This is a genomic window from Fodinicola feengrottensis (genome assembly GCF_010993775.1).
Classification (GTDB): domain Bacteria; phylum Actinomycetota; class Actinomycetes; order Mycobacteriales; family HKI-0501; genus Fodinicola; species Fodinicola feengrottensis.
Genome location: NZ_WOTO01000010.1, coordinates 113180 through 127721, shown reverse-complemented (window position 1 = coordinate 127721; position 14542 = coordinate 113180). Strand labels below are relative to the sequence as shown.

The 14542-nt window shown below is 69.0% G+C and carries 10 protein-coding genes and 4 pseudogenes; 9 read left to right on the top strand and 5 right to left on the bottom strand.

The genetic code is table 11. The features are described from left to right. Positions 1-22: 22 nt before the first annotated feature. From GNX96_RS51005 to GNX96_RS11950, 4 genes and pseudogenes are all read left to right on the top strand, one after another. Positions 23-361, top strand: a pseudogene (locus GNX96_RS51005) (sodium/proton-translocating pyrophosphatase); the annotation flags it as partial. Positions 362-467: 106 nt separating this feature from the next. Further along, on the top strand, positions 468-1736 hold the full coding sequence (locus GNX96_RS51000; protein ID WP_279580078.1) for a sodium/proton-translocating pyrophosphatase: 1269 nt from the start codon (positions 468-470) through the stop codon (positions 1734-1736). After that, on the top strand, positions 1715-2449 hold the full coding sequence (locus tag GNX96_RS50995) for a sodium/proton-translocating pyrophosphatase (RefSeq protein ID WP_279580077.1): 735 nt from the start codon (positions 1715-1717) through the stop codon (positions 2447-2449). The genes GNX96_RS51000 and GNX96_RS50995 overlap by 22 nt, the downstream gene beginning before the upstream one ends. A gap of 10 nt (positions 2450-2459) precedes the next feature. Then, positions 2460-3014, top strand: coding sequence for a hypothetical protein (locus GNX96_RS11950; RefSeq protein ID WP_163568139.1), 555 nt, complete (start codon positions 2460-2462; stop codon positions 3012-3014). A 216-nt stretch (positions 3015-3230) separates the two neighbouring features. Here the strand turns inward: GNX96_RS11950 and GNX96_RS50990 are convergent, their stop codons facing one another. The 4 genes and pseudogenes from GNX96_RS50990 to GNX96_RS11935 form a co-directional block, all read right to left on the bottom strand. Continuing rightward, a complete protein-coding gene (locus GNX96_RS50990) occupies positions 3231-3716 on the bottom strand; it encodes an acetylxylan esterase (RefSeq protein ID WP_279580076.1) in 486 nt (161 codons plus the stop codon). Further along, a pseudogene (locus tag GNX96_RS63225) lies at positions 3682-4221 on the bottom strand (acetylxylan esterase); the annotation flags it as partial. The pseudogene GNX96_RS63225 and the gene GNX96_RS50990, both read right to left, overlap by 35 nt. Positions 4222-4248: 27 nt before the next feature. Then, on the bottom strand, positions 4249-5217 hold the full coding sequence (locus tag GNX96_RS11940; protein WP_163568175.1) for an alpha/beta fold hydrolase: 969 nt from the start codon (positions 5215-5217) through the stop codon (positions 4249-4251). A 53-nt stretch (positions 5218-5270) separates the two neighbouring features. Then, positions 5271-5915, bottom strand: a pseudogene (locus tag GNX96_RS11935) (hypothetical protein); the annotation flags it as partial. Positions 5916-6078: 163 nt separating this feature from the next. Here GNX96_RS11935 and GNX96_RS11930 point away from each other — a divergent pair. The 3 genes and pseudogenes from GNX96_RS11930 to GNX96_RS50980 all read left to right on the top strand — a co-directional run bounded on the left by GNX96_RS11930 (position 6079) and on the right by GNX96_RS50980 (position 11754). Beyond that, positions 6079-6915, top strand: coding sequence for an eCIS core domain-containing protein (locus GNX96_RS11930; protein ID WP_279580073.1), 837 nt, complete (start codon positions 6079-6081; stop codon positions 6913-6915). Between the two features lie 535 nt (positions 6916-7450). After that, positions 7451-10179 (top strand): annotated as a pseudogene (topA, locus tag GNX96_RS11925) (type I DNA topoisomerase); the annotation flags it as partial. A gap of 1002 nt (positions 10180-11181) precedes the next feature. Continuing rightward, the gene (locus GNX96_RS50980) at positions 11182-11754 is read left to right on the top strand and encodes an MFS transporter (protein WP_279580072.1); all 573 of its coding nucleotides are present in this window, start codon (positions 11182-11184) and stop codon (positions 11752-11754) included. A gap of 34 nt (positions 11755-11788) precedes the next feature. Here GNX96_RS50980 and GNX96_RS50975 read toward each other — a convergent pair whose 3' ends face one another. Further along, a complete protein-coding gene (locus GNX96_RS50975; RefSeq protein WP_279580071.1) occupies positions 11789-11920 on the bottom strand; it encodes a hypothetical protein in 132 nt (43 codons plus the stop codon). On the opposite strand from GNX96_RS50975, the gene tmk reads away from it, so the two are divergent. Beyond that, entirely contained in the window at positions 11910-13337 is a 1428-nt protein-coding gene (gene tmk / locus GNX96_RS50970; RefSeq protein WP_279580070.1) for a dTMP kinase, read from the top strand. The two genes, GNX96_RS50975 and tmk, sit on opposite strands and share 11 nt — an antisense overlap. After that, a complete protein-coding gene (locus GNX96_RS11915; protein WP_163568136.1) occupies positions 13334-14530 on the top strand; it encodes a DNA polymerase III subunit delta' in 1197 nt (398 codons plus the stop codon). Before tmk ends, GNX96_RS11915 begins: the two co-directional genes overlap by 4 nt. The last annotated feature ends 12 nt before the right edge of the window (positions 14531-14542 follow it).

The following is a 14542-nucleotide window of genomic DNA, read 5'->3' as shown; positions in this document are numbered from 1 at the left end:
GCGAGTCTGCGTGCCCTCAACGATGAGGGTGGCGCTTTCTCGCGCCTGCCCCGGCGGCGGCCGGGCGGCGCGTCCGAGAATGTTTCGTACAGGAGGACGCATGCCCGGGAATGGGACCTACCTCGCCGAGGGGGCGAAGGTGGACCTCACCGGCGGCAACCTGACCTACGTGGTCATCGTGGCCGTCATCGCACTCATCGCACTAGCTTCTTCTGCCGGTTTGGTTCGGGTCGTGCTCAAGAACGACACCGGCACCACCAAGATGCAGGAGATCGCAGCCGGTGTTCAGGAGGGCGCGGCAGCGTTCCTCAACCGGCAGTTCAAGACGCTGAGCATCTTCGGGGTGCTCGCGCTGATCCTGCTGTCGCTGCTGCCGGCCGACACCATCGGGATCCGGATCGGCCGCTCGGTGTTTCTTCGTGGTTGGCGCCGTCTTCTCCGGTGTCATCGCGTACGCCGGCATGGGCATGGCCACCCGCGCGAACGTGCGCGTTGCGGCCGCGGCCCGCAAGGCCAACGGCTCGGCGACCGCCATGGGCATCGCCTTCAAGACCGGTGGCGTCGTCGGCTTCATGACCGTGGGTCTGGGACTGTTCGGTGCCGCGCTGGTGGTGTTCATCTACCAGGGTGACGCCCCCAAGGTGCTGGAAGGCTTCGGTTTCGGCGCCGCGCTGCTCGCGATGTTCATCATCCGAGTCGGCGGCGGCATCTTCACCAAGGCCGCTGACGTCGGCGCCGACCTGGTCGGCAAGGTTGAGAAGGGCATCCCGGAGGACGACCCGCGTAACGCCGCCACCATCGCCGACAACGTCGGTGACAACGTGGGTGACTGCGCCGGTATGGCCGCGGACCTCTTCGAGTCGTACGCGGTGACCCTGGTCGCCGCGCTGATCCTGGGTGGCGCCGCCTTCGGTGCGCAGGGCCTGGTCTTCCCGCTGATCGTGCCGGGCATCGGCGTGATCACCGCGATCATCGGCGTCTTCCTCACCCGGCTGCGGCCGAGCGACAAGAGCGGCATGACCGCGATCAACCGCGCGTTCTTCATCTCCGCGGGGATCTCCGCGTTGCTCTGCGCCATCGCGGTGTTCGCGTACATCCCGAACAAGATTTCCGCGCTGCAGGGCGTCTCGGCCGAGGTGCTGCAGGCCGCCGGCGACCGTGACCCGCGCATCATCGCGCTGGTCGCCGTCATCATCGGCATCGTGCTCGCGGTCGTGATCCAGCAGCTCACCGGCTACTTCACCGAGGTTGGTGGCAAGCCGGTGCAGGACGTGGGCAAGACCGCGCTGACCGGTCCCGCGACCGTCGTGCTCTCCGGCTTCACGCTCGGCCTGGAGTCCGCGGTTTACACGGCCGTTGTCATCGGTGCCGCCGTCTTCGGCGCGTACCTGCTCGGTGGCGGCTCGATCGTGCTCGGCCTGTTCGCCATCTCGCTGGCTGGTACGGGTCTGCTGACCACCGTCGGCGTCATCGTCGCGATGGACACCTTCGGCCCGATCTCGGACAACGCGCAGGGCATCGCCGAGATGTCCGGTGACATCGACGAGGCCGGCGCCCGGGTGCTGACCGATCTGGACGCGGTCGGCAACACCACCAAGGCGATCACCAAGGGCATCGCGATCGCGACCGCCGTACTGGCCGCGACGGCCCTGTTCGGTGCCTTCAGCGACGCGGTCAAGGCCGCTGTGCCGGCCGGTGTTCAGGCCGCGCGGACGTGGCGTATCAGGGCATCCTGAACGTCGCGAACCCGGAAAACCTGGTCGGCCTGATCCTCGGTGCCGCGGTGGTGTTCCTGTTCTCCGGTCTCGCGATCAACGCGGTGACCCGGGCGGCCGGCGCCATCGTCTTCGAGGTGCGGCGGCAGTTCCGGGACATCCCCGGGATCATGGAGGGTACGACCAAGCCGGAGTACGGCAAGGTCGTCGACATCTGCACCAAGGACTCGCTGCGTGAGCTCGCGACGCCGGGTCTGCTCGCGGTGCTGGCGCCGATCGCGGTCGGCTTCGGCCTCGGTGTGGGTGCGCTCGGCGCGTACCTGGCCGGTGCCATCGCCACCGGTGTGCTGATGGCGATCCTGCTGGCCAACTCCGGTGGGGCGTGGGACAACGCGAAGAAGATGGTCGAGGACGGTGCGTGGGGCGGCAAGGGTTCGCCGGCGCACGAGGCGACCATCATCGGCGACACCGTCGGTGACCCGTTCAAGGACACCGCCGGCCCGTCGATCAACCCGCTGATCAAGGTGATGAACCTGGTCTCGCTGTTGATCGCGCCGGCCATCGTCAGCTTCTCGTTGGGCACCAGCGCCAACCCGGCGGTCCGCTACACGATCGCCATCGTGGCCGCGCTGATCATCGTGGTCGCGGTCGTGATCAGCAAGCGTCGGGGGATCTCGGTCGGTGGCGACGAAGCCGCGGCCGCCGAGCAGGCGCCCGCGGGCAAAGCCGCCTAGTTAGTTGCTGTTGACGTACGAGCGGGGCCAGCGGCCGGGGACAACCCGGCTGCTGGCCCCGCTCGCTGTCTTCTGCGTGCTCGTACTGGCTGCCTGCGCCAGCGACAAGGTGCCGCCGGACGAGTGGGCGTCGAAGATCTGCGTGGCGGTCAAACCGTGGTCCACGTCGATCAACGCGGCGGTTTCGGCGGCGCAGCAGAAGATCACCTCCGGGTCCAGTCCGACGCAGACCAAGGCAGACCTGCTGACGCTCTACGGCGGTGCCCGCGACGCGTCGAACCGGGCGTTGGGGCAGGTGCAGGCCGCCGGCATCCCGGACGCCGACAATGGCGCACAGGTCGCGCAGCAGTTCACCGCGGCGCTCACCACCGCCCGGAACGCTTTCGCGCATGCCGCTACCCGTACGGCCGCACTGTCCACCTCGAACAAGAACGCGTTCTATGCCGGCGTGGTGGCGGTCGGACAGCAGTTGACGACGGAGAACGGCCAGAACTCCGCCGGCTTCAGCAACGTGTCTTCCGACCAGCTGCAGAAAGCTTTCGACTCGGTCACGGAGTGCAAGTAACTCGCAGCCCTACATAGGGTGTGGCGCGAAACTGTCGTACCCACGCCGAAAAATCACCCCCCCCCAGTGACGGGTGGGGGGTGGGTCGAGAGGCAAGGGCTGAATTTTTAGTTGGACGTCGGTCCTCAAACCCACCCCCCGCCCGTTCAAAGGGAGGGGGCTAGAAAACAGCACAGGTACGACAGTTTTGCGCCGCTTCGGCGTGTCGGGCGGCTACTACTGTGGCGCGGCGAGGTGGTGGGTGGCGAGCCACTGAATCTGGTCGAGGATCTGGTCCTCGCCGCCGCCTTCGTGTTCGTTCCACTCCCAGACGCTGATGTCGGCGTCGCCGGCATAGTGGTTGTACGCCGCGAAAACCGAGGACGGCGGGCAGATCGGGTCGCGCATCGCGACCGAGAAGAGCGCCGGTGGACGGGCCTGCTGGGCGAGCACCGCGCCGTCGAAATACGCCAGCGCCTCGAAAGCCCGGTCGGCGAGCTGCCGGTGGGTGTGGCACCACTGAACGAGCTCCGGGTAGGGGCCGTCGACGGCCAGTTCGGCGGACCGCCGAAAATGGCAGAGGAACGGTACGTCGGCGAGGACTGCCGCGACCCCGTCGGCGAGCGCGCGCGGCCGCGAGCGCCAAGCCGCCGCCCTGACTGCCGCCGCACGACGACACGATCCGGTCGGTGTCCACCGCCGGGTGACTGGCGGCCGCCTCAATCGCGCGTACGGCGTCCGTATAGACCCGGCGGTAGTAGTAGTTGTCCCGGTCCGGCAGCCCGAGCGTCAGGAATCCGGGCACGTGCGGAGTGGCGCCCGCCGGCGGCACATCCGGGGTGACTCCAGTCGACCATTGGGAGCCCTGGCCGCGGGTGTCCATCACGAAATGCGCGTACCCGAAGGCCGCCCACGTCAAAGCCTGATGCGGCAGCCCACGCCCGCCGCCATAACCCACGTATTGGACGATGCACGGCAGCGGTCCACTGCGCTGCCGCGGCAGCACCAGCCAGCCGGCGATCGGCTGCCCCGCGTAGCCGGCGAAGCGTACGTCGAAGACGTCGACCAGCCGCAACGCCGACTCGACCGGCGTGAAGGTGGCATCCAGGGCGTACGAGCGGGCCTGCGCGAGAGTGCCGCTCCAGAACTCGGCCAGGTCACTCGGAACGTCGAGTTTGGGTCGGTAGCCGCGCAACTCATCCAGCGGGCGGTCGATCGCTGAGGTCATGTCGATCACTCTGCCATCGCGACGGGGTCAGCGTTGCCAGACGTACCGGCCGGGGGCATCGGCGAGGATGCGGTGGTTGTGGTTGCCGACGCTGGGTGGGCGGCGAAGTTTGCCGGAGCGAGTGGACAACCACGTGATCCAGTCCGACCACCAGCTGCCGGGCACCTCCTGCGCGCCGGGCAGCCAGGCGTCGGCCGATGCGGGCAGCGGACCATCGCCGGCGAGGTGGCTGGTGGGGCGACCCGGGGCGGCCAGCACACTGCCCACGTGGCCGCCGTCGGCGAGGATGAAGCGAGTGGGACCGCACAGGTGGCGGGCGCTCGCGTACGCGGACTGCCACGGGGTCAGCTGGTCGGTGCGGCCGGCCACCACGTACGCGCCGGCCTTGACCGCCGACAGGGACAGCGACCGGCCGCCGAGGGCGAGGCCGCCGGTGGCGAACCGGTTGTCCAGATAGAAGGTGCGTACGAAGCTGGCCAGCGCCAGCGCGGGCACCCGCGTCACGTCGGCGTTCCAGCTCATCACCTGGGAGGCCGGCGGTTCCCGGCCAAGCATCCAGTCATTCACCAGGTAGCGCCACATCAACGGGTGCGCCCGGACCGCGTCGAAGGTGGCCGCGACGGTGCCGCCGGGCACCAGGCCACGGCCGCCGGCGGCCTGTCCGAGCCGTTCCAGCCGGGCCAGCGCGGCGGCGTCGGCGGCCAGCCCGAGCGGGCCCGGGTCGGTGAAGTCGAGCAGGCTGTTGAGCAGCGTCAGCGACTCCACCCGCGGCCCGTCGCTGCCGGCCTGCCAGGCCGCCGCGACGGCGGCCATCGTGCCGCCGAGGCCGAAACCGGTGAGGTTCACCGCCGCTGAACCGGTGATGTCGGCGACCGCGGCCATCGCCGCGACCGGGCCTTCGGTGAGATAGTCGTCCAGCGTGATCGTGCCGACCGACTCGTCCGGATTCCGATAGCTGATCGCGAAACTCGTGTGTGTCCATAGTGGACAGCCCAGTCGATCAGGCTGCGTCCGGGATGCAAATCAAAGAGATAATATTTGTTTATCCACGGCGGCACGAAAATCATTGGCGTGGCATATGACTTGTCGGTACGCGGCTCGTACTGAATGACTTCGGCCAACCGGTTCCGGAACACCACCCGGCCCGGAGTGAGGGCCAAATGCTGGCCAAGCGCGTAGGCCGAACGGTCCACCTGCAGCGGCCTGCCGCTGTTGGACATGGCGTCTCGTACGACGTTGCGGCCGCCGCGCAGGATGCTCGCGCCGCCGGTGTCGAAGGCTTCCTTGGCCGCGGTCGGGTTGCTCGCCGGGAAGTTCGACGGCGCCAACGCGTTGGCGATTTGCTCGACCGCGAGCGTCGCCTTGGCGCGGCCGGCACCGTCCAGATCGGATTCGACGACGAGTTGACGCAAATGTCGTACGCCGGCCGAATGTTGTTGTGCCCAGTGGAAATACCACGGATTGTGCAGCCAGGCCGGGTCGGCGAATCGCGGATTCGTCGCGGTCGTACTCGATTTCCTCTTCCAACTCCATCCCGATCGCCCGCAGCGCGGCCACGATGGTGAGCCGGACGCTGTCGCCGGCCGCCTCGGTGACCACCCGGGCCAACAGTGCGGGCTCCCGGCCGATCGCGCGACCCAGCTCGGCCAGCCCGTCGCCGAGCCCGGCCGGGTCGATCCGGGCCGGCAGGTCACTGGAGTTCCACGCCTGCTGGACCTGGCCGATCGCGGTCGCCGGCAGCGCGGCGGCGATGCTCAGGACCGTACCGAAACTGAAGGCCACGCTGGGACTCTACAGATATCGGACCGATTGCCCGTTAAGGCAAGGCGCGGTGCCCTTATCGATACGCCACGGCCCTTGTCCGGCCTTGACGGCGGCGGCACCATCAATTGGACGACTCTTTATCGGCAGGAGCGACAAATGCGCGGGCATGGCCAGGAGAACGACTTCGAACAGAGCTTCCGGCCCAAGGGCGATCGGGTCGAACGCGAGGAACTGACCGAGAACCCGGGGATGCTCGGCAAGGCCGCGGCCGCCGGCCGTACGGACGTGCTTGGCCCCGCCGGCATGCTCGGACTGCAGCGGGCGGCCGGCAACGCCGCCACCGGGGCGCTGATGGAGGAAGAGCGTTCGCCGGTGCATGACGTGGTCAACTCCGGCGGTGGTTCGGCGCTGGATGACGACACTCGCACGGACATGGAAGGCCGGCTGGGCGCCGACTTCAGTGACGTACGAGTGCACAGCGACAGCGCCGCCCACGAGTCCGCGCAGGCGGTGAACGCGCACGCGTACACGGTCGGCTCGAACATCGTTTTCCAGCGCGACAAGTACGACCCGGGCTCGGACACCGGCAAGCACATGCTGGCGCATGAGCTGACGCACGTCGTCCAGCAGCGGAGCGGTCCGGTGGACGGCACCGACGCGGGCGGCGGTATCCAGGTCAGCGACCCGGGCGACCGGTTCGAGCGGGACGCGGGTCGCGAACGCCGATCGAGAGTGATGTCCGGCCCCTCGCCGACCGCCGATGTCGGCGCCTCCGGGCCGGCCGTGCAGCGCTGCGCCGACGGCTCTGACCACGATCATTCGGCCGAGGTGCAGACCTTCGTCCAGCGTGAGGAGGGCGAGGAGGAGGAAGACCCGACCGCCCAGACCTTCGTCCAGCGCGAAGAGGGCGAAGAGGAGACGGAGGAGTAAATCCTCCCGCTCACTATCGCGTCTCCGAAACAGAAACGTGCGTCCGCCAAGGCGCACGTTTCTGCTTTTGGCGGCATTGCGGCCGGCACGCAGAGGATGGGGACGATTACGTTGAGTGGTCACGGTTGCTCGTACGCTCGGCCAGCCAGGTAGGCTGCCCACAGAACGGGTGAGTGGGCTGCGGGTGCCACCTTTCTGCCAGCCCGGCTGAGCAGAAGTTTTTCGGCTGTCCCAAGGCCCCGCCAGTGCCGTCGAAACGGAAATAACCGCAGGTCAGAGGCCTGGTAGGCGGTCGACGTGTGGGTGCTGGACACCTGTGCTGCGAACAACTGGGCGGCCGGGTTACGTTTGCTTTTTGGGTGCGGACAGGTTCACACTCCCGGCCGAACGGTCGTGTTACGCACTGTAAGAGCATTGAGCCACCACACTGACGTTAGAACCGCTAGTAATAAGGAGAGCCGTGCCAGCCGCCGACAAGCCCAGCCCGCCGCGCAAGAACGCACGCGCGAGGGCCGCTGGCGTCGGACCCCGCCTGGTGATCGTCGAGTCGCCGGCCAAGGCCAAGACGATCGCCGGCTACCTGGGCTCTGACTACATCGTCGAGGCCAGCATCGGGCACATCCGCGACCTGCCGCGCAACGCCGCCGACGTACCAGTCAAGTACAAGGGCGAGGCCTGGGCCCGCCTCGGCGTCGACGTGGACCACGGCTTTGAGCCGCTGTACGTGGTCAGTCCCGACCGCAAGCAGCAGGTCGCCAAGCTCAAAGAGGCGCTGAAGACGGCCAGCGAGGTCTACCTCGCAACAGATGAGGACCGTGAGGGCGAGGCGATCGCCTGGCACCTGGTCGAGACCCTCAAGCCCACCGTGCCGGTCCGCCGGATGGTGTTCCACGAGATCACCCGGTCGGCCATCGAAGCCGCCGCGGCTAACCCGCGCGAGCTGGACACCGATCTGGTGGACGCGCAGGAGACCCGGCGGATCCTGGACCGGTTGTACGGCTACGAGGTCTCGCCGGTGCTGTGGAAAGAGGTCATGCCGAAGCTGTCGGCGGGCCGCGTGCAGTCGGTGGCCACCCGGATCGTGGTGCAGCGGGAAAAGGCCCGGATGGCCTTCCACGCCGCCACATACGCGGACATCGAGGGCACGTTCACCGTTACCGAGCTGGCCGACGGCGCCCCGCAGGACGACCCGCGCTCGTTCAACGCGAACCTGATCGCGCTCGGCGGCGACCGGATCGCCACCGGCAAGGACTTCGACGCGGCCACCGGCAAGGCCGCCTCCGGCGTGATCCATCTGGACGAGGCCGGCGCGTCCGGCCTCGCGGCCCGCCTGGACGGGGTGCCGTTCGCCGTCACCCGGGTCGAGGAGAAGCCGTACAGGCGCCGCCCGTACGCCCCCTTCATGACCTCCACGCTGCAGCAGGAAGCCGGTCGCAAGCTGCGCTGGTCGGCCGCGCAGGTGATGCGGATCGCCCAGCGGCTGTACGAAAACGGCTACATCACCTATATGCGTACCGACTCGACGAACCTGTCCGAGACGGCCATCAACGCGGCGCGTACGCAGGTCCGCGAGCTCTACGGCGACCGGTATGTGCCGGCCGAGCCGCGCCGCTACGCGAAGAAGGTCAAGAACGCGCAGGAGGCACACGAGGCGATCCGGCCGTCCGGCGACGCCTTCCAGACTCCTGGCGCGTTGGCCAGCCGGCTGGAGAAGGACGAGTTCCAGCTGTACGAGCTGATCTGGAAGCGGACCATCGCGAGCCAGATGACCGACGCGGTGGGGCGCAGCCTGTCCGTACCGTACGGATGTCCGGTACGTCGACCTCCGGTGAGGTGGCCGACTTCGCCGCCTCGGGCAAGACCATCACCGATCCCGGGTTCCTCCGTGCGTACGTGGAGTCTCGGGACGAGGGCGCGACCGACGAGACGAGTCCGACGACGCCGAGCGGCGGCTGCCAACGCTGACCAAGGGCGACCGGCTGGACGCGAGCCACCTGAACGCCCGCTCGCACACCACCCAGCCGCCGGCCCGCTACACCGAGGCCAGCCTGGTGAAGGCGATGGAAGAGCTGGGCATCGGCCGGCCGTCGACGTACGCGTCGATCATGCAGACCATCCAGGACCGCGGCTATGTGTGGAAAAAGGGCGCCGCGCTGATCCCGTCCTTCATTGCCTTCGCGGTGAACCAGCTGCTCGAGCTGCATTTCGGGCGGCTCGTCGACTATGGCTTCACGGCCAGTGTCGAGGAGGATCTGGACAAGATCGCGTCCGGCGACCGGCGCCGAGTGGACTGGCTGACCCGGTTCTACTTCGGTGCCGCGGACGGTATCGAAGGTGGCGTGGCGCGGGCCGGCGGGCTGCAGAAGATGGTCGCCGAGAACCTCGGCGAGATCGACGCCCGCGGGGTCAACTCCATCCCGCTCTTCAAGGACGAGCAGGACCGGGACGTCGTCGTCGTCCGGTCGGTCGGTCTACGGCCCGTACATCCAGGCCGGCGGCGACGAGGGCGACCGGGTGTCACTGCCCGAGGACATCGTGCCGGACGAGCTGACGCCGGAGAAAGTCGCCGAACTGCTGTCCACGCCCACCGACGGGCGAACGCTGGGCACCGACCCGGAGAGCGGCCACGAGGTCGTCGTGAAGGCCGGCCGCTACGGGCCGTACGTGACCGAGGTGCTGCCTGAGGGCGACGAGTCCAAGCCGCGTACCGGCAGCCTCTTCGCCTCGATGGCGCCGGACACGGTGACGCTCGAGGACGCCCTGAAGCTGCTGTCGTTGCCGCGGGTGCTCGGTTTCACCGAGGGCGGCGAGGAGATCACCGCGCAGAACGGCCGCTACGGCCCGTACATCAAGGCCGGCAAGGAGTCTCGCTCGATCGGCAGCGAGGCCGAGCTGTTCAGCATCACGTTGCCCGAGGCGCTGACCGTCCTCGCGCAGCCCAAGGCACGTGGCCGTGCCGCTGCCAAGCCGCCGCTGCGTGAGCTCGGCGAGGACGTCGCCAGCAAGCAGCCGATGGTCATCAAGGAAGGCCGCTTCGGCCCGTACGTCACCGACGGCGAGACGAACGCGAGCCTGCGCAAGGGCGACGAGATCGCGACCATCACCGACGAGCGCGCTTCCGAGCTGCTCGCCGACCGGCGAGCCCGCGGTCCGGTAAAGAAGACCACTCGCAAGGCCGCCGCGAAGAAGGCCCCTGCCAAGGCAACCGCTGCCAAGAAGACGGCCGCGAAAGCTCCGGCGGCCAAGGCCACGGCTGCGAAGAAGACCGCTGCCGCGAAGAAGACCACGGCCGCCAAGAAAACCACGACGACGGCCCCGGCCAAGAAGACCGCCGCCAAGTCGACGCCAGCCCCCAGGACGCCCCCACCAAGAAGAAAACCGACCCGCCCCCCCACGTCCGCCTGGCGCGCCCAGACGGACTGAGTTGTTGGCCGCAGTTCCTGCGGCGGCGCATCCGGTTCGCGTCGCCGGGGCGCCCAAAGAGCGGGCACCCCACCGCCACGAACCTGGGCGGCCTTCGGCCGCCGCGCGGGTGGTTGGGTGATGTGACTGTTCGCGTCGCCGGGGTGCCCAAAAGGCGGGCACCCCACCGCCGCGAACCTGGGCGGCTGAGTTGTTGGCCGCAGTTCCTGCGCGGCGCGTCCGGTTCGCATCCCCGGGGCGCCCAAAGAGCGGGCACCCCACCGCCACGAACCTGGGCGGCCTCCGGCCACCGCGCGGGCGGGGTCGGGATGGAAACCTGTGTGGCTGGTTTAGCCGCGACAAGCCGTAGCGGCGCGAAATTGTCGTAGGTGTCTGTTTTTCTTTCCCCCTCCCTTTGAACGGGCGGGGGGGGGGGTCGAGAGGTAGACCCTTAATTTTCAGTTGAACATCGGTCCTCAAACCCGCCCCCCACCCGTCACTGGGTGGGGGTGATTTTTGGGGGGTGGGTACGACAGTTTTGCGCCGCACCCTGCGAGTGGTGCACGGCATCTCGGCGGCCGCAGGTTCGGAGGGTGAGCGTTGTGGTCACGCTGGGCGATTCTGTGTACGCATAGTGCTCGCGGTGGTCACGTCGGCGTCGATAATCGGTGAGTGGCCGTCAGGGGTGTCGGCGGTGGCCGCTACGCTCGGACGGCAAATCGCAGAAACCGGGTATCCGCGAGACAAAGCCCGCTCGGGTGCCGCCGCAGTGACCACCCGAGCAGGTCCCCGACGATCAGGGAGGCCGCTATCAGCAGCCCCGAGACGACCCAGGGCAACCACAGTGCGGCTTCCCTGCTGGGCGTGTTACGGATTCGGCCGTTCCGCCGGCTGTGGCTGACGCTCGGGCTGTCCAGCTTCGGCGACTGGCTGGGCCTGCTGGCCACCAGCCTGTTCGCGGCCGGCCACGTGAGCGGTTCCTTCGCGCAGGGCGCCGCGTTCGGTGGCGTGGTGGTCATGAAGCTGCTGCCGGCGCTGGTGCTGCTGCCGCTCGCCGGCCTGCTGGCGGACAAGTTCGACCGGCGGATCACCATGGTGGTCTGCGATGTGGCCCGCTTTGTGCTGTTCCTGTCGATTCCGCTGGCCGGCCTGCTCGCGAGCCCGGCCGCGGTGGTCACCTGGGCCCTGATCGCCACCTTCCTGGTCGAGGCGATCAGCATGATCTGGATCCCGGCCAAGGAAGCCGCGGTGCCGAACCTGGTGCCCGGCCGGCTGGAGGCCGCCAACCAGCTGTCGCTGATCACCACGTACGGCATCGCGCCGGTGCTGGCCGCCCTCGTGCTAGCGGCCGTCGAGCGCGCGGCCCTGCGCAGCCTCGCGAATGAGCAGACCACCCGGCTGCTGCTGTCCAGCCGGTCGACTTCGCGCTTTACCTGAACGCGCTGACGTTCCTGGCCGCCGCGGCCGTTGTCTACTTCATCCCGCAGATCAGCGGCCGGGGCGCCGCGCCGGCGGCCAGCAAGCCCGGCTGGGTCGGGTCGCTGATCGACGGTTGGCAGTTCCTGCACCACAACGCGGCACTGCGCGGGCTCGTGCTGGGCATCTGCGGCGCTTTCGCCGCTGGTGGCGTGGTGGTGGGTACGTCGTCGTTCTATGCGACCAGCCTCGGCGCCGGCCCGGCCGCGTTCGGCCTGCTTTTCGCGTCGCTTTTCATCGGCCTCGGGCTGGGCATGGGCCTGGGACCGCGGCTGGTGGGCAAGCTGTCCCGGCGCCGCTGGTTCGGCCTCAGCATCGTCTTCGCGGCCGCGATGGTGGCGCTGCTCGGCCTCGCGCCGCACCTGTCGATCGCGCTGCCGCTGGTGGTGGCGGTCGGGTTCGGCTCAGGGATGGCCTTCCTGTCCGGTACGACCCTGCTGGGCACCGAAGTACGTGACTGGGTGCGCGGCCGAGTGTTCGCGTTCGTGCAGGGTGCGGTACGGGTGGTCCTGCTCCTGACGATCGCGGTCAGCTCGCTGCTGGTCGGCCTCGGCGGCGGCGAACACGTGCTCAACCTCGGCATCCTGCACCCGACCATCAGCTCGTCCCGGATCCTGCTGCTGCTCGCCGGCATCCTCGGGGTGATCGCCGGTGTCGTCGCCTTCCGGCACATGGATGACCGGCCGGGCGTGCCCCTGCTTCCGGATCTGATCAGCTCGATGCGCGGCCGTCCGCTGGGCGTGCCGGACGCTCCCATCCGGACCGGCCTCTTCGTCGCGTTCGAGGGCGGCGAGGGCGCCGGCAAGTCCACCCAGGCGGTCAAGCTGGCCGCGTGGATGCGGATGGCCGGCCAGCAGTGTGTGGTCACCCGCGAGCCCGGCGCCACCCCGGCTGGGGCCCGGATGCGTGGCATCTTGCTTGATCCGCGCGGCGACAAGTTGTCCAGCCGGGCCGAGGCGCTGTTGTACGCAGCCGACCGGGCCGAGCACGTGTCGACGGTGATCCGGCCGGCCCTCAAAGAAGGAGCGGTCGTCGTCACCGACCGGTATGTGGACTCCTCGCTGGCCTATCAGGGTGCCGGCCGGGAACTGCCGGTGGAGGAGATCCGCTGGCTGTCCGGCTGGGCCACCGGCGAGCTGCGTCCGGACCTGACCGTGCTGCTCGACATTGACCCGCAGGTGGGCCTCGCACGCGTACGGCAGCGGGGTGCGACCGATCGGCTGGAAGACGAGGAAGTCACCTTCCACGAGCGGGTACGGGACGGTTTCCGCACTCTCGCCGACGCCGATCCGGACCGCTACCTGGTGATCGACGCCAACTCCGGCGAGGAGGACATCGCCACCCAGGTCCGGATGCGGATCGCCCGGATCATGCCCGGCGCGCCCGACCCGATCAACGCGCTGCCCTGGGACGCGGACACGACCACCACCCTGGACCCGGACCTTGACTCGATGCTTGCGGTGACCGAGACGCAGGACCTGCGGTCGCTGAGCGATCGCACCGACGACGCCACCCAGTGGCTGGACGGATCCGCGCCTCGATGAGCGAGGACGTCTTCTCCGTACTCGTCGGCCAGCCGGACGCGGTCACCGTGCTGCGCCGAGCAACCGTCGCGGCCGCCCAACTGACCGCCGGCCAGCCGGTGGCGCCGGGCGAGATGACCCACGCCTGGCTGTTCACCGGGCCGCCCGGATCGGGCCGCTCGGTCGCCGCCAAGGCCTTCGCGGCGGCGCTGGAGTGCGAGAACGGCTACGGGTGCGGGGCGTGCAACGGATGCCGTACGACCCTGCATGGCACCCACGCGGACGTCCGGTCCGTTGAGCCGGAGGGCCTGAGCATCGGCGTGACCGAGGTGCGGGCTTTGGTCGTACAAGCCGCCGGAGCACCCGGTGGCGGCCGCTGGCAGGTCGTGGTGATGATCGCGGACGCCGCCGACCGGCTCACCGAATCGGCGTCCAACGCTTTGCTGAAGGCGGTCGAAGAGCCGCCGGATCGTACGGTCTTCCTGCTCTGCGCGCCCTCGTCGCACCCGGACGACGTGGCCGTCACGATCCGGTCGCGCTGTCGGTTGGTGCCGTTGCGTACGCCTTCCGCTGAGGCTGTGGCCGAGGTGCTCGTACGAGGCGGAGTCGACGACGACACCGCCCGCTGGGCCGCCGCCGCGTCGCAGGGCCACGTCGGTCGGGCCCGCTGGCTGGCCCGCGATTCCAACGCTCGGGACCGCCGCAAGGAGGTCCTGGAGGTGCCGAGGTCGCTGACCAACCTGAGCGCCTGCTTCACGGCGGCCGAGAAGTTCATCGCCGCCTCCGAGGCTGAGGCGGACGCGTCACTGGACGGCGTCGCGGACAAGGAGACCGCCGAACTGAAGCAGGCCCTGGGCGCCGGTGGCACCGGCAAGGGCGCCGCGAGCGCAGCCCGGGGCACCGCGGGCATCGTGAAGGACCTGGAGCGCCGGCAGAAGTCCCGAGCCACCCGGTCGCGCCGAGACACCCTCGATCGCGCCCTGATCGATCTGGCGGCCTTCTACCGCGATGTCCTGGTGAGCCGGGTCGGCGCCGAGGTGCCTCGCATCCATCCGGACATCGCCGAGGTAACCGGCCGGGCTGCCGCCGCCTGGACGCCGGAGTCGGTGTTGCGGCGGCTCAACGCCGTACTGGCCTGCCGCGAGGCGATCGAGCTGAACGTGAAGCCGAAGATCGCCGTCGAGGACATGATGATCTCCCTCTGGCGCGGCTGACCGCGCTTTTTT

What these genes read in the sequence shown, in the direction of transcription:
- GNX96_RS11915 (WP_163568136.1), top strand. Translation starts at nt 13,334, where the DNA reads ATGAGCGAGGACGTCTTCTCCGTACTCGTCGGCCAGCCGGACGCGGTC.
- GNX96_RS50975 (WP_279580071.1), bottom strand. Translation starts at nt 11,920, where the DNA reads ATGCCCAGCACGAGCCCGCGCAGTGCCGCGTTGTGGTGCAGGAACTGC.
- GNX96_RS51000 (WP_279580078.1), top strand. Translation starts at nt 468, where the DNA reads ATGGCCACCCGCGCGAACGTGCGCGTTGCGGCCGCGGCCCGCAAGGCC.